This window comes from Sporosarcina saromensis (genome assembly GCF_054901285.1).
On the sequence record NZ_CM142738.1, the window covers coordinates 856,786 to 881,670 of the forward strand.

The 24,885-nt window shown below is 45.7% G+C and carries 28 protein-coding genes; 26 read left to right on the forward strand and 2 right to left on the reverse strand.

Translation table 11 applies throughout. From position 1 onward, the window contains the following. The first annotated feature begins 9 nt into the window (after positions 1-9). The 21 genes from ACVHUV_RS04115 (at position 10) to ACVHUV_RS04215 (ending at position 19,772) form a co-directional block, all read left to right on the forward strand. Entirely contained in the window at positions 10-945 is a 936-nt protein-coding gene (locus ACVHUV_RS04115; RefSeq protein WP_462086209.1) for an ABC transporter permease, read from the forward strand. Continuing rightward, positions 945-1,883, forward strand: coding sequence for an ABC transporter permease (locus ACVHUV_RS04120; protein ID WP_462086210.1), 939 nt, complete (start codon positions 945-947; stop codon positions 1,881-1,883). The genes ACVHUV_RS04115 and ACVHUV_RS04120 overlap by 1 nt, the downstream gene beginning before the upstream one ends. Before the next feature lie 89 nt (positions 1,884-1,972). Continuing rightward, positions 1,973-2,953 carry an ABC transporter ATP-binding protein gene (locus ACVHUV_RS04125; RefSeq protein ID WP_462086857.1) on the forward strand — a complete coding sequence of 327 codons (981 nt, stop codon included), beginning with the start codon at positions 1,973-1,975 and terminating at the stop codon, positions 2,951-2,953. Between the two features lie 179 nt (positions 2,954-3,132). Continuing rightward, positions 3,133-4,794, forward strand: coding sequence for a peptide ABC transporter substrate-binding protein (locus tag ACVHUV_RS04130; RefSeq protein ID WP_462086211.1), 1,662 nt, complete (start codon positions 3,133-3,135; stop codon positions 4,792-4,794). Between the two features lie 99 nt (positions 4,795-4,893). After that, positions 4,894-5,817: a S66 peptidase family protein gene (locus tag ACVHUV_RS04135; protein ID WP_462086212.1), complete on the forward strand. Its 924-nt coding sequence runs from the start codon at positions 4,894-4,896 to the stop codon at positions 5,815-5,817. After that, entirely contained in the window at positions 5,818-6,924 is a 1,107-nt protein-coding gene (locus ACVHUV_RS04140) for a mandelate racemase/muconate lactonizing enzyme family protein (RefSeq protein WP_462086213.1), read from the forward strand. After that, positions 6,921-7,868, forward strand: a complete 948-nt coding sequence (locus tag ACVHUV_RS04145) for a C40 family peptidase (protein WP_462086214.1) — start codon at positions 6,921-6,923, stop codon at positions 7,866-7,868. Before ACVHUV_RS04140 ends, ACVHUV_RS04145 begins: the two co-directional genes overlap by 4 nt. Next, positions 7,865-8,878, forward strand: coding sequence for an ABC transporter ATP-binding protein (locus ACVHUV_RS04150; protein WP_462086215.1), 1,014 nt, complete (start codon positions 7,865-7,867; stop codon positions 8,876-8,878). The genes ACVHUV_RS04145 and ACVHUV_RS04150 overlap by 4 nt, the downstream gene beginning before the upstream one ends. A 389-nt stretch (positions 8,879-9,267) precedes the next feature. Continuing rightward, entirely contained in the window at positions 9,268-9,570 is a 303-nt protein-coding gene (ureA, locus tag ACVHUV_RS04155; RefSeq protein WP_462086216.1) for an urease subunit gamma, read from the forward strand. A gap of 15 nt (positions 9,571-9,585) precedes the next feature. Beyond that, positions 9,586-9,951, forward strand: a complete 366-nt coding sequence (ureB, locus tag ACVHUV_RS04160; RefSeq protein ID WP_462086217.1) for an urease subunit beta — start codon at positions 9,586-9,588, stop codon at positions 9,949-9,951. Further along, the gene (ureC, locus tag ACVHUV_RS04165; RefSeq protein WP_317943412.1) at positions 9,952-11,667 is read left to right on the forward strand and encodes an urease subunit alpha; all 1,716 of its coding nucleotides are present in this window, start codon (positions 9,952-9,954) and stop codon (positions 11,665-11,667) included. Between the two features lie 111 nt (positions 11,668-11,778). Beyond that, on the forward strand, positions 11,779-12,225 hold the full coding sequence (locus ACVHUV_RS04170; RefSeq protein WP_317943414.1) for an urease accessory protein UreE: 447 nt from the start codon (positions 11,779-11,781) through the stop codon (positions 12,223-12,225). Continuing rightward, positions 12,167-12,907 carry an urease accessory protein UreF gene (locus ACVHUV_RS04175; RefSeq protein ID WP_462086218.1) on the forward strand — a complete coding sequence of 247 codons (741 nt, stop codon included), beginning with the start codon at positions 12,167-12,169 and terminating at the stop codon, positions 12,905-12,907. The genes ACVHUV_RS04170 and ACVHUV_RS04175 overlap by 59 nt, the downstream gene beginning before the upstream one ends. Before the next feature lie 17 nt (positions 12,908-12,924). Next, positions 12,925-13,551: an urease accessory protein UreG gene (gene ureG / locus ACVHUV_RS04180; protein WP_462086219.1), complete on the forward strand. Its 627-nt coding sequence runs from the start codon at positions 12,925-12,927 to the stop codon at positions 13,549-13,551. Then, on the forward strand, positions 13,541-14,350 hold the full coding sequence (locus ACVHUV_RS04185; RefSeq protein WP_462086220.1) for an urease accessory protein UreD: 810 nt from the start codon (positions 13,541-13,543) through the stop codon (positions 14,348-14,350). Before ureG ends, ACVHUV_RS04185 begins: the two co-directional genes overlap by 11 nt. Before the next feature lie 17 nt (positions 14,351-14,367). Further along, positions 14,368-15,939, forward strand: coding sequence for an ABC transporter substrate-binding protein (locus ACVHUV_RS04190; protein ID WP_462086221.1), 1,572 nt, complete (start codon positions 14,368-14,370; stop codon positions 15,937-15,939). Beyond that, the gene (locus ACVHUV_RS04195) at positions 15,929-16,900 is read left to right on the forward strand and encodes an ABC transporter permease (RefSeq protein ID WP_462086222.1); all 972 of its coding nucleotides are present in this window, start codon (positions 15,929-15,931) and stop codon (positions 16,898-16,900) included. The genes ACVHUV_RS04190 and ACVHUV_RS04195 overlap by 11 nt, the downstream gene beginning before the upstream one ends. Next, on the forward strand, positions 16,897-17,709 hold the full coding sequence (locus tag ACVHUV_RS04200; protein ID WP_462086223.1) for an ABC transporter permease: 813 nt from the start codon (positions 16,897-16,899) through the stop codon (positions 17,707-17,709). The genes ACVHUV_RS04195 and ACVHUV_RS04200 overlap by 4 nt, the downstream gene beginning before the upstream one ends. After that, positions 17,702-18,448 (forward strand): ATP-binding cassette domain-containing protein, encoded by a 747-nt coding sequence (locus ACVHUV_RS04205; RefSeq protein WP_462086224.1) that lies wholly within the window; start codon positions 17,702-17,704, stop codon positions 18,446-18,448. The genes ACVHUV_RS04200 and ACVHUV_RS04205 overlap by 8 nt, the downstream gene beginning before the upstream one ends. An 18-nt stretch (positions 18,449-18,466) precedes the next feature. Then, on the forward strand, positions 18,467-19,165 hold the full coding sequence (locus ACVHUV_RS04210) for an ABC transporter ATP-binding protein (RefSeq protein ID WP_462086225.1): 699 nt from the start codon (positions 18,467-18,469) through the stop codon (positions 19,163-19,165). Between the two features lie 133 nt (positions 19,166-19,298). Then, positions 19,299-19,772: an acyl-CoA thioesterase gene (locus ACVHUV_RS04215; protein WP_462086226.1), complete on the forward strand. Its 474-nt coding sequence runs from the start codon at positions 19,299-19,301 to the stop codon at positions 19,770-19,772. A gap of 243 nt (positions 19,773-20,015) precedes the next feature. Here the strand turns inward: ACVHUV_RS04215 and ACVHUV_RS04220 are convergent, their stop codons facing one another. Continuing rightward, the gene (locus ACVHUV_RS04220; protein ID WP_462086227.1) at positions 20,016-20,465 is read right to left on the reverse strand and encodes an SMI1/KNR4 family protein; all 450 of its coding nucleotides are present in this window, start codon (positions 20,463-20,465) and stop codon (positions 20,016-20,018) included. 115 nt (positions 20,466-20,580) lie between these two features. Between ACVHUV_RS04220 and ACVHUV_RS04225 the strand changes: the two genes are divergently transcribed. Beyond that, complete coding sequence (locus ACVHUV_RS04225; protein ID WP_317943434.1) at positions 20,581-21,531, forward strand: hypothetical protein; 951 nt, start codon at positions 20,581-20,583, stop codon at positions 21,529-21,531. 15 nt (positions 21,532-21,546) lie between these two features. Here the strand turns inward: ACVHUV_RS04225 and ACVHUV_RS04230 are convergent, their stop codons facing one another. Beyond that, on the reverse strand, positions 21,547-21,915 hold the full coding sequence (locus ACVHUV_RS04230; RefSeq protein ID WP_462086228.1) for a VOC family protein: 369 nt from the start codon (positions 21,913-21,915) through the stop codon (positions 21,547-21,549). A 419-nt stretch (positions 21,916-22,334) separates the two neighbouring features. On the opposite strand from ACVHUV_RS04230, the gene ACVHUV_RS04235 reads away from it, so the two are divergent. From ACVHUV_RS04235 to ACVHUV_RS04250, 4 genes are read left to right on the forward strand one after another with little or no spacing between them, the layout of a single operon-like run. Further along, entirely contained in the window at positions 22,335-23,120 is a 786-nt protein-coding gene (locus ACVHUV_RS04235) for a hypothetical protein (RefSeq protein WP_462086229.1), read from the forward strand. A gap of 2 nt (positions 23,121-23,122) precedes the next feature. Further along, on the forward strand, positions 23,123-23,815 hold the full coding sequence (locus ACVHUV_RS04240) for a hypothetical protein (protein ID WP_462086230.1): 693 nt from the start codon (positions 23,123-23,125) through the stop codon (positions 23,813-23,815). A gap of 1 nt (position 23,816) precedes the next feature. After that, complete coding sequence (locus ACVHUV_RS04245; RefSeq protein WP_317943439.1) at positions 23,817-24,182, forward strand: GntR family transcriptional regulator; 366 nt, start codon at positions 23,817-23,819, stop codon at positions 24,180-24,182. After that, positions 24,179-24,883: an ABC transporter ATP-binding protein gene (locus ACVHUV_RS04250; protein WP_371390659.1), complete on the forward strand. Its 705-nt coding sequence runs from the start codon at positions 24,179-24,181 to the stop codon at positions 24,881-24,883. The genes ACVHUV_RS04245 and ACVHUV_RS04250 overlap by 4 nt, the downstream gene beginning before the upstream one ends. Positions 24,884-24,885 lie beyond the last annotated feature (2 nt).

The following is a 24,885-nucleotide window of genomic DNA, read 5'->3' on the forward strand; positions in this document are numbered from 1 at the left end:
GGAAGTTGAATGGGGATTTACATCGTTAAGCGATTTGCCATGATGATCGCTACCATATTTATTATTGCAACGTTGACGTTCTTCCTAATGCACGCGATTCCAGGCTCACCATTTGACGAAGAGCGTACATCGAATCCTACGATTCAAGCAAATTTAGAGAAGTTTTATAAGCTGGATGAGCCGGTCATCGTTCAATACGGACATTACTTAAAATCTGTCGCTACATTTGACTTTGGACCATCCATCAAAAAACCAAATGAAACGGTGAATAGTTTGCTTGCAAGGGGGTTCCCGATCTCTGCTGAACTCGGTTTAATTACGATATTAGTAGCCGTATTATCGGGGGTCACATTAGGCACATTAGCAGCACTTCGCCATAATGGCATTATCGATTATATTGCTATGGCCTTTGCGGTAGTCGGCATTTCTGTCCCGAACTTTGTGTTGGCGACGTTATTGATTCAACAACTTGCTGTCACATGGGAGTTGCTACCACCTGCCACGTGGAGCAGTCCGTTGCATATGGTGCTTCCAACATTGGCACTCGCCACGGGGCCAACAGCCATTATCGCTCGTCTCACCCGCTCCAGCATGCTAGAAGTGTTAACGCAGGATTATATGAAAATGGCGAGAGCAAAAGGGTTGTCTCCTGCACGAATTGTTATTAGACACGCACTGCGGAACGCATTAATGCCTGTCGTAACGATTATGGGAACGATGCTAGCGGGAATTTTGACAGGAACGTTCGTTATTGAAAAAATCTTTGCAATTCCGGGTATGGGAAAATACTTTGTAGATAGCATTAATAACCGGGATTATCCGGTCATTATGGGGACGACAGTGTTCTATAGTGCTTTTCTTGTGTTCATGCTATTTCTCGTCGATATTGTGTATGGGTTTCTCGACCCTCGCATCAAGTTGCATAAGAAAGAGGGGGAGGCATAATGGTAAATCATCAGCAACCTATGCATGTGCCAGATGAGTGGTTCAAACCGAAGGAAACGAATAAGGAGCAAGCAGAGTCCGTCGTTCGCCCGTCACTCTCCTACTGGAAGGATGCATGGCGAAGATTACGGAAGAATAAAATGGCGATGGGTGGTTTAATATTTCTTATTCTATTAACCTTGTTCGCCATTTTTGCCCCGATATTATCCCCACACAATATTGAAACAACACAATACGCGAACCAAAATCAGCCACCATCAGCAACCCATTGGTTCGGAACCGACGAGAAAGGGTGGGACGTTTTTACAAGAACTTGGTACGGCGCACGCGTATCGCTATTTGTCGGTGTAGCCGCAGCGTTGATTGATTTCTTTATTGGCATCATTTACGGGGGCATTAGTGGCTATAAAGGCGGTCGAACCGATTCGTTGATGATGCGAATCATTGAAATTTTATATGGACTCCCGCATTTGCTAGTGGTCATTTTGTTGATGGTCATTATGGGTGCCAGTTTGACGACGATTATCATCGCTCTCACAATTACCGGTTGGGTAGGGATGGCTAGGATCGTTAGGGGGCAAGTATTGCAAATTAAAAACTATGAATTTGTGACCGCCTCCAAGTCTTTCGGCGCCAAAACACCTAGAATCATAAGGAAAAATTTATTGCCGAATACAATGGGGCCCATTATCGTCCAAATGACGTTGACTGTTCCGAGTGCTATCTTTGCAGAGGCATTTTTGAGCTTCCTCGGTCTAGGGATCGCGGCACCGTTTGCCAGCTGGGGTGTAATGGCAAATGACGCCTTACCGGTCATCTTGTCCGGTCACTGGTGGAGATTGTTCTTCCCAGCGTTTTTCATATCGATGACAATGTTTGCATTTAACGTCCTCGGAGACGGTATGCAAGATGCGCTTGATCCGAAACTGAGGGGGTGATTCATTTGACTGAACAAAAAACAAATAAGCTAGGATCTACTGCAGTGGCGACAAAGCCACCGAAGAGAAAGAAAGTGTTCACTGAAACGATGCTGTCTGTCCAGGATTTATATGTGTCGTTCAAGACATTCGGCGGTGAAGTACAAGCATTACGAGGTGTCTCTTTCGATTTATACAAAGGGGAGACGCTTGCCATTGTCGGTGAATCAGGGTGTGGGAAAAGTGTAACAGCGAACACAATTATGGGGTTACTTCCTCATCTTGCTGGAAGGATAAAAAACGGCAGTGTCATTTTTAAAGGCCGTGATTTAACAAAATTGGACAAAGCGGGTATGCGTAAAGTGCAAGGTGTCGACATTTCGATGATCTTCCAAGATCCGATGACTGCATTGAACCCGACACTTCAAATTGGCGAACAGTTAACGGAAGGCTTACGTACACATCAGAAAGTAAGTAAGGAAGAAGCACGAAAGCGGGCAATCGAATTGTTGGATGTTGTCGGCATTCCAAATCCCGAGGAACGGCTGAAGCAATACCCGCATCAGTTTTCAGGTGGTATGCGACAGCGAATTGTCATCGCCATCGCGCTTATCTGTGAACCGGAGTTGCTTATCGCCGATGAGCCGACAACTGCATTGGATGTAACAATCCAAGCGCAAATACTCGAGTTGTTCGAAGAAATACAAAGCCGCACGGGGGTATCGATTATCCTCATAACGCATGATCTTGGGGTAGTTGCGAAAATTGCCGATCGGATCGCGGTTATGTATGCAGGAAAGGTCATTGAAATTGGGGAAAAGCGAGAAGTGTTTTATTCTCCACAACATCCGTATACAAAAGGATTGCTCGCTTCGGTACCGAGACTAGATTTAAAAGAAGAGGAATTGCAACCGATTGACGGGACGCCTCCAGATTTGTTTGCACCACCAGTTGGATGTCCGTTTACTGCAAGATGCCCATTTGCGATGGAAGTGTGCGATAAGGTGTATCCACCAACGACTACGCTCTCTGTCACACATCAGGTCGATTGTTGGCTGCAAGATGAACGGGCTAAAAATGTGTTCAGCTAAGGAAGCTGTCTAACAGATAAGAAGGGAAATTCACGTGGGATGGAAGTAGTGACTTGAGCGGCTTGCTATAGGGAATTGATCAGGGATTCCTTGGTCAAAACAGCATAAGCCGTTCTGTAGTAAGGGTTCACGCACATTCGTGCTTAACTATTCATAGACAAACAAAGGGGGCTTTTGTAATGAAAAAGTGGTTAACGTTTTTACTGATGGCGATGCTCGCGCTTGTTCTTGCGGCGTGTACTGCCAATAAGGATGCAGGCAAAGAACCAGATGAAAAGACAGATCCTGCACCTGAATCAGAAGAAGGAAAAGGGAATGAAGAAGCGGGAAGTGGCGAAAAAATCCTCTATTTGAACAATGGAGAAGAACCGACGTCATTTGATCCGTCCATCGGGTTTAACGCTGTATCATGGAGCGCGCTGAACAACATCATGGAAGGCTTGACGCGTTTGGATGAGGATCATAAAGCGGTCGAAGCGACAGCAGAAAAAATTGATATCTCAGATGATGGCTTGACGTATACATTCACAATCCGTGAAAACGCAAAATGGTCAAATGGAGATCCAGTCGTAGCGGGAGATTTCGTCTTTGCATGGAAACACATGTTGAATCCTGAAACAGCATCACCTGCAGCTTTCTTGGCATACTTCATTGAAGGAGCTGAAGCATACAATACTGGGGAAGGTTCAGCAGATGAAATTGCAATTGAAGCAAAAGACGAGAAAACATTCGTTGTTACGCTAACGTCACCGAACGAAGCATTCTTGAACATTATTACAAACCCAAGCTTTTTCCCGATCAATGAAAAAGTGGCAACTGCAGACCCGACTTGGCATACAGAAGCGGCTACATTTGTAGGGAATGGACCGTTCAAATTGTCTGCATGGGATCACGATGTAAGCTTTGAGTTTGAGAAAAACGAACATTATTGGGATGCAGCGGCTGTAAAACTGGATAAAGTCCATTGGGCAATGGTGAATGATTCAACAACCTCTTACCAAATGTACCAATCAAACGAGCTGGATGTATCCGGTGTGCCTTCTGAATTGGCAGATCAGTTGAAAGATAGCGATGAACTCCGTATTGACGACCAAGCAGGTTTATATTTCTACCGCTTCAATACATCGATGGAGCCGTTCCAAAACAAAAAGATCCGTCGTGCATTCGGTCTAGCTGTCGATCGTGATGAAATTGTAAACTTTGTTACGAAAAACGGTGAAAAACCAGCTCGTGGATTTGTCACGTACGGATTTATCGGTCCGGATGGGAAAGAATTCCGTGAATCGGTTGGCGACCTTGTTTCTTACGACCCTGAAGAAGCAAAACGTTTGCTAGAGGAAGGGATGAAAGAAGAAGGCTATACAGAACTACCTGAAATCACACTGTCTTATAACACAAGTGAGTCTCACCAAAACATTGCAATTGCGCTACAATCAAAATTTAAAGAAGTATTAGGTGTAGATGCGAAATTGCAACAAGTGGAAGGTGCGGTATTCCTATCTGAGCAAAAGGAATTCAAATACCAAATGTCCCGTTCTTCTTTCTTGCATGACTATGCTGACCCTGTCAACGCACTTGAGAGCTTCATCACGGGTTCATCGATGAACCGTACGACATGGTCAAATCCAGACTACGACAAGCTCATCACAGATATTAAGAACGAAACAGACGAAAACAAACGATGGGAGCTTTTACAACAAGCAGACAAACTTCTCATGGAAGAAATGCCTGTTTTCCCACTATACTTCTACAACCAGACAACACTTGAAAAGCCGGGCGTATCCGGAATCCTGCGTCACCCTGTTGGCTACGTCGACTTGAAATACGCGGATAAGAATTAATCTTCAGTCGCGGTGTCCGTCATGGCGCCGCGACTTTGCCATTTATGTGAAGAATCGTCAGAATTGTGTTGGTGCCTGTCACCAAAGAAGGAGAGGGTTATGAGAATACGTCCTAAAAGACTTCAAAAAGGAGATACGATTGGTATTGTATCGCCAGCCAGTCCATCTGAGGAAGCTAGTTTACAACGTTCGCTGGAATTTTTGGAACAGCTCGGCTTGCAGTGGAAGTTTGGCAAGCATGTATACAATAAAGATGGGTATTTGGCGGGTTCGGATGACGACCGCCGCAAAGACTTGGAAGACATGTTTGCAGACCCGACGGTTAAAGGCATTATTTGTGCAAGAGGTGGCTATGGAACGGCCCGCTTCACTGATCAGCTCGATTTACAGCTCATCGCGGAAAACCCGAAAATCTTCTGGGGGTACAGTGACATTACGTTTTTGCATACGGCAATCGGTCTGTACTCGAACATCGTCACGTTCCACGGCCCGATGCTTGCATCTTGCGTTGGTAAAGACACATTCCATGAACTGTCCGGCAAAATGTTTCAACAGTTATTTGAACCAATGGAGTTACACTACACCGAAGACATTTCTCCATTAACGACAGTGAGCGGAGGGGTTGCGGAAGGCGAACTCGTTGGCGGGAACTTATCGTTACTCGTCAGTACACTTGGCACGAAATTCGAACTTGAAACGTCCGGTAAACTATTACTCATAGAAGATATCGGAGAAGAACCGTATCGGGTAGACGGTCTCTTAAACCAGCTGCGGATGGCGGGCAAACTGGCAGACGTTGCAGGCATTGTGATTGGTGATTTTGCAAACACGGAGCCGAAAAAACAAACCGCACCTGTATCGCTGGATGCGCTATTTGACCACTATCTCGGAGACTTAGGGAAGCCCGTCGTGAAAGGTTTCAAAATCGGTCATTGCGAACCACACTTTGCTGTTCCGTTAGGCGTCCAAGCTCAACTCGATGCGAATCAGAAAACGTTGACCATCTTGCCGGGGGTGGACTAAATGCACATTCATTCCATCGAAACGCTTCCCGTCGCCGTGCCCTTGACAAAACCATTCAAAACGGCGCTTCGAACCGTAACAACTGCCTACTCCATCTATGTCAAAGTGACATCGGACGACGGCCAGATCGGTTGGGGAGAAGCGCCACCAACCCACGTCATCACAGGTGACTCACTTGGCAGCATCACATACGCCATTCAAGAAGTGATCACCCCTCAACTGCTTGGGAAGGATTTGCGGAATCGCGAGGAGATTTTTCGTTTGCTCACTGGTTCTATCGTCCGCAACACCAGTGCGAAAGCCGCCGTTGATATGGCCATTCATGACCTACTCGGTCAACTTGCAGGACTGCCGCTCTATCAACTACTAGGAGGATTCCGCAACGAACTTGAAACAGATTTCACAGTAAGTGTCAATGATCCGGCAGAAATGGCTGATGATGCTGAAAGATACATCAGCAACGGGTTCAATGTCTTGAAAGTAAAAGTAGGTATCGGTGACATTAGCGAAGACATTGCGCGAATCCGTGCCATCAGAGCGCGTATTGGTGATGGTCCTAAAATTAGGTTAGATGCCAACCAAGGGTGGAAACCGAAAGAAGCTGTCTATGCGATTGGTCAGATGGAAGATGCAGGACTGGCGATCGAATTGATCGAACAACCCGTACATGCTGACGATATCGATGGCCTTACATACGTGACAAATCATACGCTGACACCCATTATGGCGGATGAAAGTGTATTTTCTGCCAAAGATGCAAAACGCGTATTGGAACGAAGGGCAGCCGATTTGATTAACATCAAACTCATGAAATCTGGCGGCATCCATGAGGCGTTAAAAATCAATGCACTCGCTGAATCTTTCGGTGTGCAATGTATGGTTGGCAGTATGATTGAAACGAAGCTCGGCATCACAGCAGCAGCCCATTTAGCGGCGAGTCAACCGAACATTACGCGATACGATTTCGATGCGCCGCTTATGCTTGCAAAAGATATTGTGGGTGGTGGCATCGTCTATGAAGGACGACGGATCCACTTGCCAGAAAGTGCTGGTCTTGGACTACTACAGGCGGAAATGGATTGCATCGGGAAGGAGCAAATACAATGACGGAAATGACGGTGAATATGTATGCGTGCGCAGTTTCTGTTGCAACGGTTTGGACATCACCTGAGTCTGTAAGGGAACTGGACGCAGAAGGGGTATCGAACCCTGTTCAATTAAACAAATGGCTCGAAAAGCTCGTCTATGAACAACGGTTGGATTTATGTAATGCCAACCGAGTACAAACACAATTGTTATACGGTGAACCGGTCATTGTTGACGAAATTGTCGGTGAGTGGGCGAAAATCATTGCTGTTTGGCAACCGTCTCAAAAGGATCCACGTGGCTATCCAGGATGGGTACCTGTTGCACAATTAAAAAAAGCGGAACCACTGGAAGCAGCAGGCGGTTTTATCCGTATTGCCGTGCCGAAAGCGCAATTGTGGAGCTTGGATGGGCTACCTGAACGAATCGTGCCGTTCAACACGATGCTTCCGCTAACGGACGAGCAGGAAGACCATTTTGTCGTGGACACGCCAGATGGAGAAGCGCTTGTTCGGAAAGAAGACATTGTGCGGGCTCCTTCTGTCCATCAATTTCACAAACGTCCAGCTTCAGCAGCTGTGGACGAAGGATTAGCTTATTTGGACTTGCCGTATTTCTGGGGTGGTATGTCACCGTATGGGTATGATTGCTCAGGATTTACGTACAACATGTTGAAAGCTTGCGGCTATTTCATCCCGAGAGATGCGAGTGACCAGGCGGTAACAGGAGAGGAAGTGCCCCTTCATGAGCGAGAACGCTGGGAAAAAGGGGATTTGTTGTTCTTTGCGAACGATGAAGGGAAAGGGAATGTCCGTCACGTCGGGTTTTATTATGGGGACGGTTTGCTGTTACACTCACCTTCAACAGGATATAGCGTTGAAATCGTCCAGTTGGCAGGGTCGAAATTGGAGAAGGAGTTATGCGCAGTTCGCCGGTACGGGACTAGAGAGGGGGCAGATGTATGACAGATGTAATCTTATCCGTCAAAAACTTGAAACGTCATTTCGATATGGGCAAAGGAAAGACGTTGAAGGCAGTTGACGGCATCAGTTTTGATATTTTACGCGGGGAGACATTCGGGCTTGTAGGTGAATCAGGCTGTGGGAAATCGACGGCTGGTCGAACGATTCTTGGCTTATACAATAAAACCGATGGAGAAGTGTTATACGATGGGAAAAGCGTCCATGACATGACGGATAAAGAGCGACAACGGTTTTTGAAAAAGATGCAGATGATTTTCCAAGATCCTTATGCATCTCTAAATCCACGGTCAACCGTCTATGAAATTATTGCGGAGCCGATGCAAATCCATGGGATGTTCAAGACGCAGAAGGAAATGCGTCAACGTGTCATCGAATTGCTGGAAGATGTCGGGTTGAACCGCGATCATGCGAACCGCTATCCGCATGAGTTTTCCGGTGGGCAGCGTCAACGAATCGGTATTGCCCGTTCACTAGCACTCGATCCTGAATTCATCATTGCGGATGAACCGATTTCCGCGTTGGATGTATCGGTGCAAGCGCAAGTCGTCAAATTGCTACAACGTCTCCAAAAGGAGAAGGGGTTGACGTATTTATTTATCGCGCATGACCTATCGATGGTCAAATACATTTCCAGTCGAATTGGTGTCATGTACTTAGGGCAGATGGTAGAGCTGACGACAAGCTCGCAGCTTTATGATAAACCGTTGCATCCTTATACAGAAGCATTGCTTTCTGCCATTCCGATTCCTGATCCGGACATCGAGGAATCACGTGAACGGATTTTATTGGAAGGTGAGTTGCCAAGTCCAATCGATCCACCGTCTGGTTGTGTATTCCGGACGCGTTGTCCGTATGCAATGTCGGTCTGTGCAGACGTCAAGCCGAACTGGTTGGAAAAAGAGGAAGGGCATTTTGTCGCGTGCCATTTGCATGATCCAGAGATGATGAAGCGGTCAGATGCCGTGAAGGTAGCAGTCGGGTCGTCCTACTAATTAGGGCGGCTTTTTTGATTGGGCAAGATGTTGACAATTCCAAAAGAACGCTAGGTCTGTACATGCGGTATCATGGTGATTGCTGGCAACTAGCCCATTCGCGATTCATCAAAACACGCATGGAAGCTTTTTAGAACTATGCTAGATTCTATAACTATTGCCAACCAATTTTTAATATCTTATAATACTTGTGATGAGATTTTCCTCTACTACCTCTTTTGACCTGCATCCCTAGCCAGGTCCCAATCTATCGGACGTCTGTCCAACTTTGCATGTTCATGCAAAACACAAAAAAGCTTTTAAAAATGAATAGTACGTTTGCGCAGGAGGCATACTTGTGTCTCTGGTTTTTTGAAATGCCGAAAAATAATACGTTGGAGGGATGGTTGTTGAAGTTATCACCAGTTGAACAGGAAAAGTTGTTGCTGCATGTTGCGGGAGAGCTTGCGTTGAAGCGAAAGGAGCGAGGCGTGAAGTTAAATTACCCGGAATCCGTAGCGCTTATTAGTCATTTCATCATGGAGGGTGCGCGTGATGGCAAGACGGTTGCGCAGTTAATGAGTGAGGCGAAGCAAGTGCTTACGGTTGAAGATGTCATGGAAGGTGTCGGCGACATGATCAGCGATGTGCAGATCGAGTGCATGTTCCCGGACGGTACAAAACTTGTGACGGTACATAATCCGATTCAATAAAGGGAGGTTTTGTTTGTGATACCAGGAGAAGTGAAGACGGCTGAAGGGTTCATCGAAATTAATGTTGGACGTGAAGTGAAGACGGTGCGTGTGGCAAACACGGGGGATTGCCCAATTCAAGTAGGATCGCATTTCCATTTCATTGAGGTGAATCGATTTCTTGAATTTGATCGTGAGCAAGCAGTTGGGATGCACTTAAATATTCCTTCAGGTACTGCTGTCCGTTTCGAGCCGGGTGAAGAGAAGGAAGTGGAGCTTGTCGAGTTTGGTGGGAAGCGTCACGTCTTCGGCTTAAATCAGTTGACGGAAGGGTCAACGCATCATAAAGCGGAAATTATCGAGAAGGCATCTGATGGTGGGTTTAAAGGAGCTGACAGTTAAATGAAAGTGACACATGAACAATATGCAAAAATGTTCGGACCGACTGTGGGCGATAAAGTCCGTTTAGCGGATACCGATCTATGGATTGAAATCGAAAAGGATTATACGACGTATGGAGATGAAGGCGTTTTTGGCGGTGGGAAATCATTGCGTGTCTCAATGGGGCAGAACGGACAAAAAACGTCTGAGGACGGCGTGTTGGACTCTGTCATTACGAACGTCATGATTATCGATTATACAGGAATCGTCAAAGCGGATATCGGTATAAAGGACGGACGAATTGTCGGGATTGGTAAAGCAGGTAATCCAAATACGATGGACGGTGTCGACCAAGGGATGATTATCGGTGTCGGGACGGAAGTGTATGCAGGAGAAGGGTTAATTGCAACAGCAGGAGCGATTGACACACATATTCACTTCATCAGTCCGCAACAAGTGGATACTGCGTTATTTGCGGGTACGACGACGTTCATTGGTGGGGGGACGGGTCCAGCAGCAGGCTCACGAGCGACGACAGTGACACCGGGCAAGTGGCATTTGCATCGTATGTTACAGGCGATCGAAGACATTCCGATGAATATCGGTCTCTTCGGCAAAGGCAGTGCATCCGTGCCGGAGCCACTTGTTGAACAAGTGCGTGCTGGAGCAATCGGCGTGAAGATTCACGAAGACTGGGGCGCGACACCTTCTGCGTTACATCAAAGTTTGACGGTAGCGGATGAGTACGACATACAAGTGGCGTTGCATTCCGATACATTGAACGAAGCAGGCTTTGTAGAAAGTACGATAGAAGCGATTGGCGACCGTGTCATACACGTTTTCCATACGGAAGGTGCAGGCGGTGGACATGCGCCTGACCAATTGAAGATGGCGTCACTTCCGAATGTTTTGCCGGCATCGACGAATCCGACAAAACCGTTTACGACGAATACGATTGACGAGCATTTGGACATGCTCATGGTTTGTCATCATTTGAAACATGATGTGGCAGAGGATGTTGCATTTGCTGATTCACGGATTCGTCCAGAAACGATTGCGGCCGAAGATATTATGCAAGACTTAGGGATTTTAAGTATTATGTCATCGGACTCGCAAGCAATGGGACGTGTTGGTGAAGTAACGATCCGCACATGGCAGACCGCGAATAAAATGAAACAACAGCGTGGTCCACTTCCGCAAGACGAAGGCAATGATAACGATAACTATCGCGTCAAACGATACGTAGCAAAATATACGATCAATCCTGCAATTGCCCAAGGGATTGCGCATGAAATCGGTTCCTTGGAAGAAGGCAAATTAGCGGACATCATCTTATGGGATCCTGCATTTTTTGGTGTGAAATCAGAGCTCGTCATTAAAGCCGGCGTGGCAGTCTATGCAATTACCGGTGACCCGAACGCTTCCATTCCGACACCACAACCAATGATGGGACGGAGAATGTATGGGTTCCATGGACAAGGTCCTCAAAATGTTGGCATGACATTCTTGCCTAAAATTGCTGTCGAAGAAGGATTACCAGAACAACTCGGCTTGAAGAAGATGATCGGTACGGTGAAGAACTGCCGGAATATCTCTAAAGCAGACATGAAGTTGAACAGTGAAATGCCAGTCATCGATGTCGATTCAGAGACGTATGAAGTGAAAATCGACGGTGAGTTGGCGACGTGCGAGCCGGTAAGTGTTCTTCCGATGGCACAGCGGTATTTCTTGTTTTAATGAACAAGTAAAGATTGAGGCGGTACTGTTGCAGTTCCAGCGGGAGCTCGTTAAAAGATGACCTTCACTGAAATGCGTTCAGTACCAGCTCCATGAAAAGAGGCGAACAACATGTTAATCGAAAAAATAATTGGGAATATCGGCCGCACGGAAGAAATTGCGGGCAAGCAACTTGAGTGGGTAGAACTCGAGTGGGAAGAATTGAGCAAGCGAATTTTGCGTACGGAGACAACTGCAGGAACGGACATCGCATTACGCATCGACCAAGAAGAGCCGTTGCAATACGGTGACGTCCTCTATGAAGATGAAGAGCGTTGTATTGCGATTCGCACGAAGATGGAGCCGGTCATTGTGATACGTCCAAAAGATATGGTGCAAATGGGCAAGACTGCATTTGAACTTGGCAACCGTCATACACCTGCGCTCATTGGTGAAAATGAAATTGTTGTCCGTGCAGATCACACGTTAGCGCCATTATTAGATGAAGTAGGTGTGGACTATGAGACAACCGAGCGTCGATTTACACAGCCATTCAAATACCGTGGGCACGCCCACTGATTTACAACTGCTTCGACTTCTGCAAATCCATGACTCCGCATTTCCAATCGGTTCCTATACGCAATCATTCGGTATGGAGACGTACATCCAGGAAGATTTGATTCGGACAAAAGAACAATTGATCACCTATTGCTCAACATATTTGTACCAAAATCTTGTGTATGGAGATGCACTACTTATTCAAGAAGCCCATTTTGCAGCACTGAATCGGGACACGGAGCGTCTTCTTCATTTGGAACAACTTTGTGGAGCCGTCAAGCTCGCAAAGGAGTCGCGTGATGCAAGTGTCAATATGGGGAGGCAGTTCATCCGAACAATTGCGCCACTCGTCGATGATCCATTTTTTGATGACTGGAAGGAGCGAATCCAGTCGAATGGCATAAAAGGGCATTATGCAATTCTCTATGGCATATACTGTGCGGTAAGTGAAATTGATGTCCATCACGCTGTACTTTCTTATTTATTTGCATCGGTGAACGGTTTGATTCAAAATGCTGTTCGAGCGGTCCCGTTCGGGCAAAATACAGGCGTACAGGCCATGCATGCACTGGCAGAAGAAGTAGTCAAAGCAGCAGCAACTGTTTCGACGTTAACGGAAGCAGATCTATGCAACAATGCGCTTGGCATCGAGTTAGCGTCGATGAAACACGAATATTTATTCTCAAGATTATTTATATCATGATAGCGAGGGATTTTTTTATGAAACCAGTACGAATTGGCATCGGGGGTCCGGTCGGATCAGGAAAAACATCACTAGTCGATCAGTTGACCCGCGCAATGCATACAGAATATAACGTTGCAGTCATTACAAACGACATTTACACACGTGAAGATGCGCAATTTCTTATGCGCAACGGCGTGTTAGAGGAAAACCGGATTATCGGTGTAGAAACAGGCGGATGTCCACATACGGCTATCCGTGAAGATGCGTCCATGAACTTTGCGGCCATCGATGAACTAAAAGAGCGTTTTCCAGACTTGGATATTATTTTTGTTGAAAGTGGCGGCGATAATTTATCAGCAACATTCAGCCCGGAATTAGTCGACGGCTACATTTACGTCATCGATGTGGCAGAAGGACAAGATATCCCGCGTAAAGGCGGTCCAGCTTTAACCCGTTCTGATCTATTATTAATTAATAAAACAAGCCTTGCTCCTCACGTCGGTGTTGACTTGGACGTGATGGACAGTGATGTGAAGAACATGCGGAATGGTCGTCCTTACGTATTTGCGGATGTACGTTCAAAGAAAAATGTCGATCAGATCGTCAATTGGATTAAACATCATATGTTGCTTGAAAACGCAGAGGCGACAAGTGGTAAGTAAAGTTTCACGCATCAATCACCACGGTAAGCTGGAGATGGTGTTTGAACCGAGAAGAGGATTCACCCGCATGCCCCACGTATTTCAACAACCGCCTCTAAAAGCGAGCCGCGAATTGTATGAGGGGCAAAATCCGATGGCGACCGTCTACATTATGGAGTCATCTGGCGGAATGGTAGCGGCCGATCGGAATGACATCTCCTTCGAATTGAAACCGGACAGTTCAGTGAGAATTATCCAACAATCGGCGTTAAAAATTTACCGCTCACATACAGGGGAAACGTGCATTCAGTCTATACGCGTACAAGTTGGAGAGAATGCACGGCTCGAATGGATGCCTGAAGTGATCATTCCATTTGCTGATTCAAAGTTTCAAATGGAGACGACCATTCACGTAGACAAAGGTTCCAAACTGCTTTGGGGAGAAATATTAGCACCAGGCAGAGAAAAGAGAGGGGAAGTATTTGACTTCACTTCTATGCAATCATCGATGAAAATCTATCATGAAAAAGAACTTGTCGCATTTGACGCCATTCATTTCACACCAGAGACGATGCATTATGGACAACTTGGTATGTTGGAAGACGCGTTGTATATCGGCTCCATTTGGCTCGTGTCTGACACGGCAAAGGAGCTTGACTTACGTGCGATTCAAGAAGCAATGCAAGTCGGGGAAGGTTTACGGGCAGGCATTACACGACTAACAGGAAACGCGGTCCATTGCCGCTTCCTCGGCGTCGACCAATGGAAGCTGCAACAAGAAATGAAACGCGTATTTTCTGACCTTGCAGCACGTATGTAGAACTTGTGGAGGATCGAATGAAGAAACAAACTATTGGCATCATCATCACCATCCTAATCGCTATTGCCCTTGTCGGTTGTGGGAAACAGAATGACAACGCGGCTGGCGTAAAAAAGAATCAGCTTATCTATGCTTCGGAATCTGAATTTGATGGTCTAAATCCAGTCCTTGAAGAAACGAATGTGGACGCACTTTTATTTCGCGGACTATTCCGCTTCAATGAAAATAATGAAGCAGTAAAAGACATCGCTGAATCCTACACGATGTCGGAAGATAAGCGTACCTACACGTTCAAATTACGTGAAGGCATCACCTTCCACGACGGTGAACCGCTGACCGCAGAAGACGTCATCTTCACAATCGAAAGCATCTTAGACGATCAAAATGCATCCTTTTTAAAATCCGACTTCACGGAAGTGGATTCCCTAAAGGAAATCGGTGCGTACGAAGTGGAAATGACACTCAAACAGCCTTTCACACCGATTTTGGACAAGTTGACTGTCCCGATTTTACCGAAACATGCTTTTGAAGGACAGGACATGCGAACGGCTTCCTTTACTAGTCATCCAATAGGCGCGGGACCGTATCAGTTCGAGCAGTGGAATCGCGGCGCAAGCTTGACGTTAACAGCGTATCCTGACTATTACGGAACGACTCCATCGATAGAGAAAGTCATTTTTAAATTTATTCCAGATAGTAACGTCCGCGCACTTCAATTGGCATCAGGAGAAGTCGATATCGCTTTACTCGACCCAAATCAAGTGGCTGAAATGGAAAAGAAAGAGCACTTGAACATTTACGATGTCGAAACTGCGGATTATCGGGGCATGTTATTTAATATGAACGAGCCACTTTGGCAAGATCAACGGGTACGACAAGCATTTAGTTATGCAATTGACCGTTCACAAATCGTGAAAGGCATTTTAAAAGGATACGGTGAAGAGGCGTACTCACCTCTTCAAAAACACGCATTTCATAACGAAAGTATTGAGAAATACAGTTACGACATAACAAAAGCGGAAGCATTGCTGGATGAAGCAGGCTGGAAAAAGGGCGACGATGGCGTGCGGCAAAAAGAGGGCGTTGCGCTTGCATTCACCATTACAGCCCCTGCATCTGACGCCGTGCGGGTAAATATGGCGAGTTACATTGCGGAAGACTTCAAGGCGATTGGTGCACAAGTTGAAGTTGTAGCGCTTGACTGGTCTGCCATTACAATTGAAGAGACGGAAGCGTTCATGATTGGTTGGGGAAGTCCATATGATGCGGATCACCATACGTACAGTCTGTTCCATTCAAGTGAATCTCCATTGGCGAGTTCAGGCTACAATTATGGTAGTTATGCGAATCCAGTCGTTGATGAATGGCTTGAAAAAGGCCGATTAGCTACCGATGTGGAGGAGAGGAAAGCGAGTTACAAGGCGTTCCAAGAAGCATTGGCAAACGATCCTGCTTTTGCGTTTATTGCTTATGCTGACGCAGTGTATGGTATGAATAAACAGGTAGAAGGCGTGAAAGAACGGATACTTGGTCATCACGGTTCCGGCTTTTTATGGAACGTCGAGGAGTGGAAGTGGAATGACCGTTAAATGGGTTGGGAAGCGCATGATGTTGGGGATACTCGTCCTCTTCATCTTGAGCTTCCTCTCTTTTTTCATGATGCATGCAGGGCCTGGAAGCTCCGCGACCGCTTATTATGGTGGGAATGCACAAATGCTAAGCGCTGCCGAAAAAGAACGCATCAATCAGGTGTTTGCACTCGATCGACCGTTAATGGTGCAGTATGGTGCGTGGTTGAAAGAAACGGTGCAAGGCAATTTAGGGATGTCTGCCAAGGAAGGTCGGCCAGTCGCTGAAATTCTCGGTGAACGGCTGCCGAATACACTGTTGCTCATTGGCACATCACTCGTGTGCATTGTGAGTTGTTCCATTTGGCTTGGTTTGAAGGCGGGTATGCACCCAGGTTCGTTGTTAGATCGAAGCTTGACGACGTTCAGTATTGCTTCATCTTCCATTCCTGCATTTTGGCTCGGCATTCTGTTCATTTATTTGTTTTCAGTCCAACTCGGCATGCTGCCATCTTCCGGCATGCAAAGTATTGGAGGAAACGGTGGGTTGATTGATAAATTGCAACACCTCATCATGCCAGTCGCTGTTGTCGTGCTGACACATGTCGGCATTTATGCTCGCTTCCTTCAAGATAGTGTGAAGGTGGAGGCAGAAAGTTACTATGTCATGGCGGCAAGAGCGAATGGTGTAGACGAACGGGAGTTGCAAAGAGGGATGATTCGCAATGCACTCATTCCGTATTTGAATTACCTCGCGATGACCATTCCTTCCTTTTTTGGCGGTTCTGTCATCGTAGAGTCGTTATTTTCGTGGGCAGGTCTCGGTCAAATGATGGCCAAATCGGTCATGGTGAAGGACTATCCCGTTTTAATGGGAGGCATTATGCTAACCGGTGTCATTGTCGTTTGCAGTTTAGTCGTTATTGACGTAGTAACGTTCGTCCTTAATCCGAAGCTGCGTAAAGGGGAGTTGGGGACATGAAAAGAAAAAAGACGGTTATTGTATCGTGTTTGCTACTCAGTCTCGTCCTTTTCTGTACCATCTTTTCAAATGTTTTGGCACCGTATGCAGTTAATGAAATGAATTTAGATGAAGTGTATGCATCGCCTGGCGGAGCGCATGTACTCGGGACGGATCATTTAGGAAGAGATGTCTTGTCTCGTCTATTGCACGGTGGAAAGGTGACATTGACCGTCGCTGCGCTATCGGTGTTCCTCTCCTTCCTCATTGGAGTCATTTACGGAGGAATTAGCGGATATGTCGGAGGCTGGTTGGATGCGATCATGATGCGCTTGTTGGAAGCATTCATCGCAATTCCCTCGCTCATTATGGTGCTTGCATTGCAAGCGATCATCCAAGGTGGAATGTGGGGAATGACACTCATCATCGGTGTGACGGGATGGTTTGCGACTGCACGTATCGTTCGGACGGAGTTTATGAGGCTGAAAGATGCTGAGTATGTAAAGATGGCCAAGATGTTTGGCACACCTAGTTGGAAAATCTTCACGGGGCATTTGCTACGAAACAGCCTGACACCATTATTTGTCGTGACGATTTTCAACTTTGCCGGAGCAGTTTTCATTGAAGTGTCGCTCAGTTTTCTTGGGATCGGTATACCGCCTGCGGTGCCGTCTTGGGGAACGATGCTATCCAATGCGCAGAATGATTTATTAATAGGTGCATGGTGGGTCGGTTTGTTCCCGGGATTGCTCATTTTTTTTACGGTGCTATCCATCAACTTCATCGGCGAAGCGTTGAAGGAACCGAAACGGAGGGGAATGCTTGCTTGAGCTGAAACGATTATCGATTGCATTAGATGGTGTGGGTGTCGTGCATGACAGTTCTTTCAAGGTTGAGAAAGGAAAAATTACGGCTTTAATTGGAGAGAGTGGCAGTGGGAAGAGTTTGACGGTTGCTAGTATTTTGCGCTTGTTGCCGAAGAATGCTCACGTTGAAGGGGAAATTATGTATAAAGGTACGAATTTATTGGCGATAGCCGATGAAAATATGGTGAAACTACTTAGAGAGTCGATTTTTACGGTTTTACAAGATGCGTCGAACAGTTTTAATGAACATGTAAAGATGGGGCGGCAACTGTTTGCATTTTCAGCCGGTCGAATCGGAGACGATTGGCAGACATTTGAACGGAAAATGACGCGAATTCTAGAAGGGTTGCGTTTGTCATCAGCGATTTTACATCACTATCCGTTTGAATTGTCAGGTGGCATGTTGCAACGATGCATGATCGCATGTGCAATGTACGTACAGCCTGAGCTTCTCATTGCTGACGAGCCAACATCCGCGCTAGACGCAATTGTGCAAAAGGAGTTTTTAGGGTGGCTCCGTACGTTGAATGAAAACGGAACGACCGTATTGTTAATTACTCATGATCTGGATAGCGTGGCAGACGTAGCGGATGCACTCGTCGTTATGCAGCATGGCCGTGTTGTTGAGCAAGGTTCTGTGAAATCAGTGTTCACGAACCCTGTGCACGACTACACGAAAAGGTTAATTGACAGCCGTTTCTAGGAAGGGAGGAATTCGCATATGCTTCAAGTTGAAGGACTTTCTAAAAGCTATGGCCGTGGCCCGCGCAGAAAATGTGTACTGGATGCTATTCATTTAACGGTTAATGAAGGCGAGCTCGTTGGACTTGTCGGTGAAAGCGGTAGCGGGAAAAGTACGTTGGCACGATTACTCATGCGATTGGAAATGATGGATGCAGGCAAGATTACGGTTGCTGAACAAGGTGCGTTTTACGATACGATTCAAATTGTTTTCCAAAATGCTTCCGCCGCGTTAAATCCTTCCTGGACCGTACAAGCTAGTTTACGCGAGCCTCTCCGTTTGATGAATGGTAATCGCGATGCCTATATACGGGAGATGCTAGAGAAAGTCGGTCTCCATGAAAAGCATTTGACGCGATTACCATCTGAACTGAGTGGCGGAGAAAGACAACGCGTCAATTTGCTCCGTTCCCTCCTCATGCAACCGAAGCTGTTAATTTGCGATGAAATCGTCTCGAGCTTGGATCGATTAATTCAAAAAGAGATTGTGGAACTGTTGAGGCAATTAAATGAAGAAATGGGCATGGCCATGCTTTTCATTTCCCATGACTTGAAAGTTGTCCAATCGTTATGCGACCGTGTGTATGTCATGGAAGACGGTCGCATCGTCGAAGAAAGCGTGAAGCAGGACGGCGTATGGAACTTTTCGCATCCGTATGCTCGCCGATTGTTTGAGTGAGACTGGATGGAGCGGTATACTTGTTGAGGGAATAGCGACTGTCTAGCATGGAGTTGTCATGCGAAGCAAGCGGCTGTCAATAAAAGCAACGGTACCCAAGCAGCTGGATGTAATGGAAAGGAAGATGAACGTAATGAAACAACGCCCGATGAGTCACTCACGGACCATTAGTACAAAACTCGTATTGCCACCCGATACGAATCATATGCAAACAATATTTGGAGGAAAAGTACTTGCGTACATTGATGAAATAGCGGCCATCACCGCAATGAAGCACGCACAAACTGCCGTCGTAACAGCATCAATCGACTCAGTCGATTTTGTCTCTTCTGCGACAGTAGGCGACGTGCTTGAACTCGAAGCCGTCGTCAGTTCGACGGGTAGAACTTCAATGGAAATTTTCGTATCCGTGCACTCGACGGATTTAGAAACAGGCGCAAAAAAGCTCACAACCGAATCGTTTTTAACGTTCGTCGCAATGGATGAAGACAACAAACCTGTTGAAATTGCAGGTGTCTATGGAGAAACGGAAGTTGAGAAACGCCTAATTGAAACAGGGCCTGCTCGCAGAGAACACCGAAAGCTGCGCAGGGAAATGAAGCACTGATTATGCGGCGATTTGGCGGGATATGCTGAGTTCTTAGTGGTTATGCGGCGTTTTGGCGAGATATGCTGCGTTCCAATCGATTATGCCGCGTTCTGCATATGCTGCAAAGGTTACGATGCGAATAGTGCAGGGAAAGTAATAATTCCTACGAGAGGATGCGTTTTACGTGATGCATCCTCTCGTGGGAATTTTTTTGTGTTTGAAGTCATACGTCGCGCCGAATGGGTTTTGACCATTCATCTTTTACTGTATAGACGTTAATTTTTCAACGAATTCAGTGAAGGTGTGAGCGATGACATGGAAATTATGTCCATTCCCATCGTCAGGTTCCACGTAAACAACATGTGGGGTTTCTGGATTTTCGTAATTGAAACCGACCCATGCGTGGCCGCTACCGGCAAAGAGAACGAGTTGTTCAGGAAGTCCCCATTCTTGTATGAAGTAATCACTCATAAGCAGTCCCTCTTCATTTGCTCCCATAATTTCTTCCACATCAATGTAAGGATCTCCACTTTCAATTGGGAAGTCTACAGGAAACCCTCGTTTTTCAGCCTGCACCACGCCTCCATTTGCAATCCGCAACAGCTGTTTGAAGTCCTCTGGAAGTTTTAGGTTAAGTTTTTCCTCTACTTGAAGAATGTCTTGTTCGGTAGCAGGCATACGTTTGTCCTCGTGCGTAAAAAGATGAATCATTGTGATGCAACCCCCTTTTAACATTGAAATACAACAGAATGATTTGACAGTTTGAAACCATTTTACACCATTGTCCGTATGAATAGTAAGTGAACTGGAAAAAGGGGTGGCATGAATGCGAACGGATATACATGAAAGGCAAATGGAGTTGACGTTGCGACGCAATGAGCGTAATCGGATCCGTCGTCGACTTGAAGGGACGGAAGCGCAATACAAGGAAGCAGAGAGATTGAGGGATTCCTTGCACCGTCAGTTGACGAAGGAGCAACAGGATGTCATAAAGTTAGGCAAGTTCTCGTTTGCCAATAAAATAAAGGAATGGACGGGCAAATGGGACGAGCAGATGGAGCGGGAAATCAATGAAGTGGCGGAAGCAGAACTGAAGTACAACGAAGCTGCAAAGACAGTGACCGATTTGCAAGCCGAGTTGAGTCGACTTAAAGAGCAAGCGAAGAACGCGGATGTTCAATATGTCGATGAAGATTGGGAAGATTTTTTACGGGAGAAGGAATCTTGGATTCGGCAGAACGACTCTGTCGCAACCGCTACATTACAAAAAATAGCGGACGATCGAATTCGGATTCGTTCATTGATGCGTGAAATTGACGAAGCGATGGAAGCGGGGAATAAAGCTGTGCGCGCACTGGATGCAGCGCTCGATAAGCTTGGAAATGCAGAAGGATTGTCGATGTGGGATACCTTTTTAGGGGGCGGTCTTGTCGTATCCGCATTAAAGTATTCAGAAATGAATAGTTCAGACGATCTCGTGCACCGCGCGCAACGGGCATTACGCCATTACGAGACGGAATTAATGGACGTTCAAAATGTCGCATCGGAGTCATTTCAAGTGAATCATAATGACTTTTTCACATTCACGGACATCTTCTTTGATAACATCTTTTCGGACTGGATGGTGCATTCGCGTATTACCGATGCAAAAAGCAAATTGAATGTTGTGCTCCGTGATGTACGCCGGGTGCAAGATCGTTTGAAACGTAAACGTGATGAGGCGATTGAAGAAATAAAGCGTTTGGATGAGCAGGAGCAGACGATTATTGTGTCTTAATCGCCTGCTTTGTTGTTAGTTGAATGCCAGGAATTCTATGCGGTTGCCGAAAGGGTCGTGTGTGAAGAAACGCGTACGTCCGTCGATCGGTGGCTCTTCAGAGATCGTGTAACCTGCTTGTTCAAGACGGGACTTTAGTGCAGGAAGTGCATTCACAGTGAAACCGGGATGCGCTTTTTTGGCGGGTGAGAAGTCTGCTTGGATGCCGATATGGACTCCTTGTGTACCGCACTGGAACCAGCAGCCGCCACGTGCCGCAAGATTTTCAGGCTTTGGAATTTCCTCCATGCCGAGCAGCTTGCCGTAAAATTGTCGTGCTTGTTCTTCGGCGTTTGGCGGTGCTGCAATTTGAATATGATCGATGCCTGTTAGGAAATGTGTCATGTTCATCGCTCCTTTGTGTTGATAGCTTAAGTGTAGAGTAGTTTGGCGATTTAGACTATGACTGGAATTGAAACGAAAGAGATCACAATTGCTTATGAGGTTATGAATTTGTAATGCGAGAAGTGAGTTTGTGTTTGAAGTATGTAGGTATTTAGATACAAAATGTTCATTAGAATGGTGAAAGTGATTGATAGAATCTTAGAAGTGATCGATAGAAGCTCGAAAATGAACGATAGACCTCACAAAGTGATCGATAGTATTCCAAGGTGAATCTCTCTGAGAAAGACTGCGACATTAGAAAGCAACTTCCTGACAAGGACTTTTCATTCATTTTACATAAATCATTCAAATCCCTTTACTTAACAGCGTACAGTAGTGTACTATGTAACTAATACACCAATACAGAAGGGGATTTAACAATGAAACAGTGGAATGGGTTGATGGCGAAAGAGTGGATGTTGTGGAAGTGGCAGATTGTCATTGCAATCGGCATTACGGTAATTGGCCTGTTTGCGATACCGTCAATAATGGGACCGCTGACAAAGGATGATCCGAAATTTGTATTTGAGATGACGATGGTTTTCGGTTTCATGGTCATTTTGACAGGCGCAATTATTCCTGCAATTACATTTGCGACGATGTTTAACCGCGACATGAAACAGCCGGATATTTGGTTGCATTCGACAGCGAGTGCATATGTTTTAATTGGCGTGAAATGTGTGGTAGCCGCATGTATTGGAGCGATTGCATTAGTTGTACCTGCGCTCGTTTTGGCAATCCGTTTTGCAATAACGGACAATCTACACGTTACATTTGATGAGTTAGCGTTTTTTGGAAGTTGGTTTATTGTGCTTTTTTTCGCTACTTCTTTAATGATTTTAGCAACAGCGGTGTTTTTTATTGTAATCGATCGTTTGCTGAAACCGTATTTAAAGGGGTTTTCCATTGTTGCGACAGGCATCCTAGTCGTGCTTGCTGTACGTTTATTTGGGGAAATAAAGAGCACTGCTTTTTATGAGCGATTCATTCACAACGGTAATTTTGACTTGCTTGAACTGAAAAATTCTAAGTTGGAAATTAATGAAAACTCTTATGTTTATATGGATTTGACACTATCGATCGGCAATACCCTATTCGACTTGCTGTTGACCGTGTTGTTATTCGTTGTAGCCATCACATTGTTTGAGAAGAGAGTGAGGGTGTGACGATGACTTGGAGATGGCGTGGTTTGATGAAAAAAGAGTGGGTACTGATGCGTTTACAAATGGCTGTATTTCTTCTTACTGCATTACTTATCTGCTTCTTTAGTGTGACACCTGTTTTAGGAGGACGATTTGACTTCCAGCATATCGATCCGGATCGTCTGTACAAGATGCTGCTAACGATTCATTTATTCTCAGGTCCATTGCTGTTGTTGAGTAGTTTGGAAACTGAAAGGAAACGACCAGACGTATGGTTACATTCACCCGCTCCAATGTGGAAAATGATTGGAGTGAAAGTGATCATGGCTCTATTGACAGCTACAGTTTCGATGATTTGTGTGAGTCTAATGATTGGCATCGCCTATTTCCTCGGTGCGACTGAGTCAGTTTCTTTGGAGGCAGCCATTCTTTTTGCTACAAAAGCCATTGTGATAGCAGATATTAATGTTGTATTCAACACGGTGGCAGTTCTTTTTACTTGGAGTCTTTTTGTTTATTTACAAGGATTGTTTGGCAAGTTTGCAGGATTCATCGTGATGATTCCCATCCTGTTCATGGCATTTGTATGGGGTGTGCTAACCGGAGTATTCCTTCAAGATTATATAGTGACCATTACTGGATTTACCGTTATTGGCCTATTTTCCATTTTGTTTTTTAGTGGGGGCACATGGTTGCTCGAGAAGAAAGTGAGGTTCTAAGATGAGCATAGATTTTTTACCAGACAAACCAATTTATCAACAGCTCATCGATCGGATTATGGGGGATATACTGCGAGGTACGTTGTCGACAGGACAAAAGTTGCCATCCGTCCGGGAATACGCGGTGGAAGCGGGCGTCAATGCAAATACGATGCAACGCGTTTATAAGGAGTTGGAGCAAATGGAAATCACGGAGACGCGACGGGGGCAAGGGTCGTTCGTGACGGAGAATGAAGAGAAAATCTTAGCGCTTCGCAATGAAATGAAGGAGCAGCTTGTAACGACGTTCCTTCAAAATGTTGCATCATTCGGTTTTACGACAGATGAAATTGTAAAGTGCTTGCAAGAAAGAGGGGATGAAGCATGATTACACTACAGAATGTTGTCAAAAAGTATGGAGCTAAACGGGCATTGGACAATGTTACACTCTCCATTCCTAGAGGAAAAGTCATTGGACTGGTTGGTGAGAATGGAAGCGGAAAATCGACATTGCTAAAAGCGATTGCTGGTTTATCGTCCATCCATGCTGGAACTGCTTTTTTTGAAGGTGAACCGATTACAAGAAAAATTGCTTCCCGCTTAGCGTATATGTCCGATGCAGATTTGTTCTTTCCGTATTTTACGGTTCGGCAACTAATGGACTTCTATGATTCGCAATTCGAGGATTTTGATTTGATTAAAGCAAAGGAATTAATGAGCTTTTTGAACGTTACGCTGGATGCCAAAATGAGAAATCTTTCTAAAGGGAATCGAGGACGAGTGAAAATCGCTGTTACACTTGCAAGGGAAGCAGATATCTATTTACTCGATGAACCCTTTTCGGGACTGGATCCGATGGTGCGGGAGGATATTGCCAAAGGGCTCATACGTTTTACAGATCCCGAAAATCAAACCGTAATTCTGTCGACACATGAAATTCGTGAAGTGGAGCCGTTGCTTGATGACATTATCGTCATGCAAGGTGGGCGAATCATTGCGCATGAAGCGGTTGATGAAATACGCGATTTCTACGGAATTGATGCAACAAGTTGGATGGTGTCACTGTTTAAGCAGCCGCAAGTGCAATAGGA

Excerpts from the sequence above, each read along its gene's own strand:
- ACVHUV_RS04115 (WP_462086209.1), top strand. The coding sequence starts at position 10 with ATGGGGATTTACATCGTTAAGCGATTTGCCATGATGATCGCTACCATA.
- ACVHUV_RS04120 (WP_462086210.1), top strand. The coding sequence starts at position 945 with ATGGTAAATCATCAGCAACCTATGCATGTGCCAGATGAGTGGTTCAAA.
- ACVHUV_RS04125 (WP_462086857.1), top strand. The coding sequence starts at position 1,973 with ATGCTGTCTGTCCAGGATTTATATGTGTCGTTCAAGACATTCGGCGGT.
- ACVHUV_RS04130 (WP_462086211.1), top strand. The coding sequence starts at position 3,133 with ATGAAAAAGTGGTTAACGTTTTTACTGATGGCGATGCTCGCGCTTGTT.
- ACVHUV_RS04135 (WP_462086212.1), top strand. The coding sequence starts at position 4,894 with ATGAGAATACGTCCTAAAAGACTTCAAAAAGGAGATACGATTGGTATT.
- ACVHUV_RS04140 (WP_462086213.1), top strand. The coding sequence starts at position 5,818 with ATGCACATTCATTCCATCGAAACGCTTCCCGTCGCCGTGCCCTTGACA.
- ACVHUV_RS04145 (WP_462086214.1), top strand. The coding sequence starts at position 6,921 with ATGACGGAAATGACGGTGAATATGTATGCGTGCGCAGTTTCTGTTGCA.
- ACVHUV_RS04150 (WP_462086215.1), top strand. The coding sequence starts at position 7,865 with ATGACAGATGTAATCTTATCCGTCAAAAACTTGAAACGTCATTTCGAT.
- ureC (WP_317943412.1), top strand. The coding sequence starts at position 9,952 with ATGAAAGTGACACATGAACAATATGCAAAAATGTTCGGACCGACTGTG.
- ACVHUV_RS04170 (WP_317943414.1), top strand. The coding sequence starts at position 11,779 with ATGTTAATCGAAAAAATAATTGGGAATATCGGCCGCACGGAAGAAATT.
- ACVHUV_RS04175 (WP_462086218.1), top strand. The coding sequence starts at position 12,167 with ATGAGACAACCGAGCGTCGATTTACACAGCCATTCAAATACCGTGGGC.
- ureG (WP_462086219.1), top strand. The coding sequence starts at position 12,925 with ATGAAACCAGTACGAATTGGCATCGGGGGTCCGGTCGGATCAGGAAAA.
- ACVHUV_RS04190 (WP_462086221.1), top strand. The coding sequence starts at position 14,368 with ATGAAGAAACAAACTATTGGCATCATCATCACCATCCTAATCGCTATT.
- ACVHUV_RS04195 (WP_462086222.1), top strand. The coding sequence starts at position 15,929 with ATGACCGTTAAATGGGTTGGGAAGCGCATGATGTTGGGGATACTCGTC.
- ACVHUV_RS04200 (WP_462086223.1), top strand. The coding sequence starts at position 16,897 with ATGAAAAGAAAAAAGACGGTTATTGTATCGTGTTTGCTACTCAGTCTC.
- ACVHUV_RS04210 (WP_462086225.1), top strand. The coding sequence starts at position 18,467 with ATGCTTCAAGTTGAAGGACTTTCTAAAAGCTATGGCCGTGGCCCGCGC.
- ACVHUV_RS04215 (WP_462086226.1), top strand. The coding sequence starts at position 19,299 with ATGAAACAACGCCCGATGAGTCACTCACGGACCATTAGTACAAAACTC.
- ACVHUV_RS04220 (WP_462086227.1), bottom strand. The coding sequence starts at position 20,465 with ATGATTCATCTTTTTACGCACGAGGACAAACGTATGCCTGCTACCGAA.
- ACVHUV_RS04225 (WP_317943434.1), top strand. The coding sequence starts at position 20,581 with ATGCGAACGGATATACATGAAAGGCAAATGGAGTTGACGTTGCGACGC.
- ACVHUV_RS04230 (WP_462086228.1), bottom strand. The coding sequence starts at position 21,915 with ATGACACATTTCCTAACAGGCATCGATCATATTCAAATTGCAGCACCG.
- ACVHUV_RS04235 (WP_462086229.1), top strand. The coding sequence starts at position 22,335 with ATGAAACAGTGGAATGGGTTGATGGCGAAAGAGTGGATGTTGTGGAAG.
- ACVHUV_RS04240 (WP_462086230.1), top strand. The coding sequence starts at position 23,123 with ATGACTTGGAGATGGCGTGGTTTGATGAAAAAAGAGTGGGTACTGATG.
- ACVHUV_RS04245 (WP_317943439.1), top strand. The coding sequence starts at position 23,817 with ATGAGCATAGATTTTTTACCAGACAAACCAATTTATCAACAGCTCATC.
- ACVHUV_RS04250 (WP_371390659.1), top strand. The coding sequence starts at position 24,179 with ATGATTACACTACAGAATGTTGTCAAAAAGTATGGAGCTAAACGGGCA.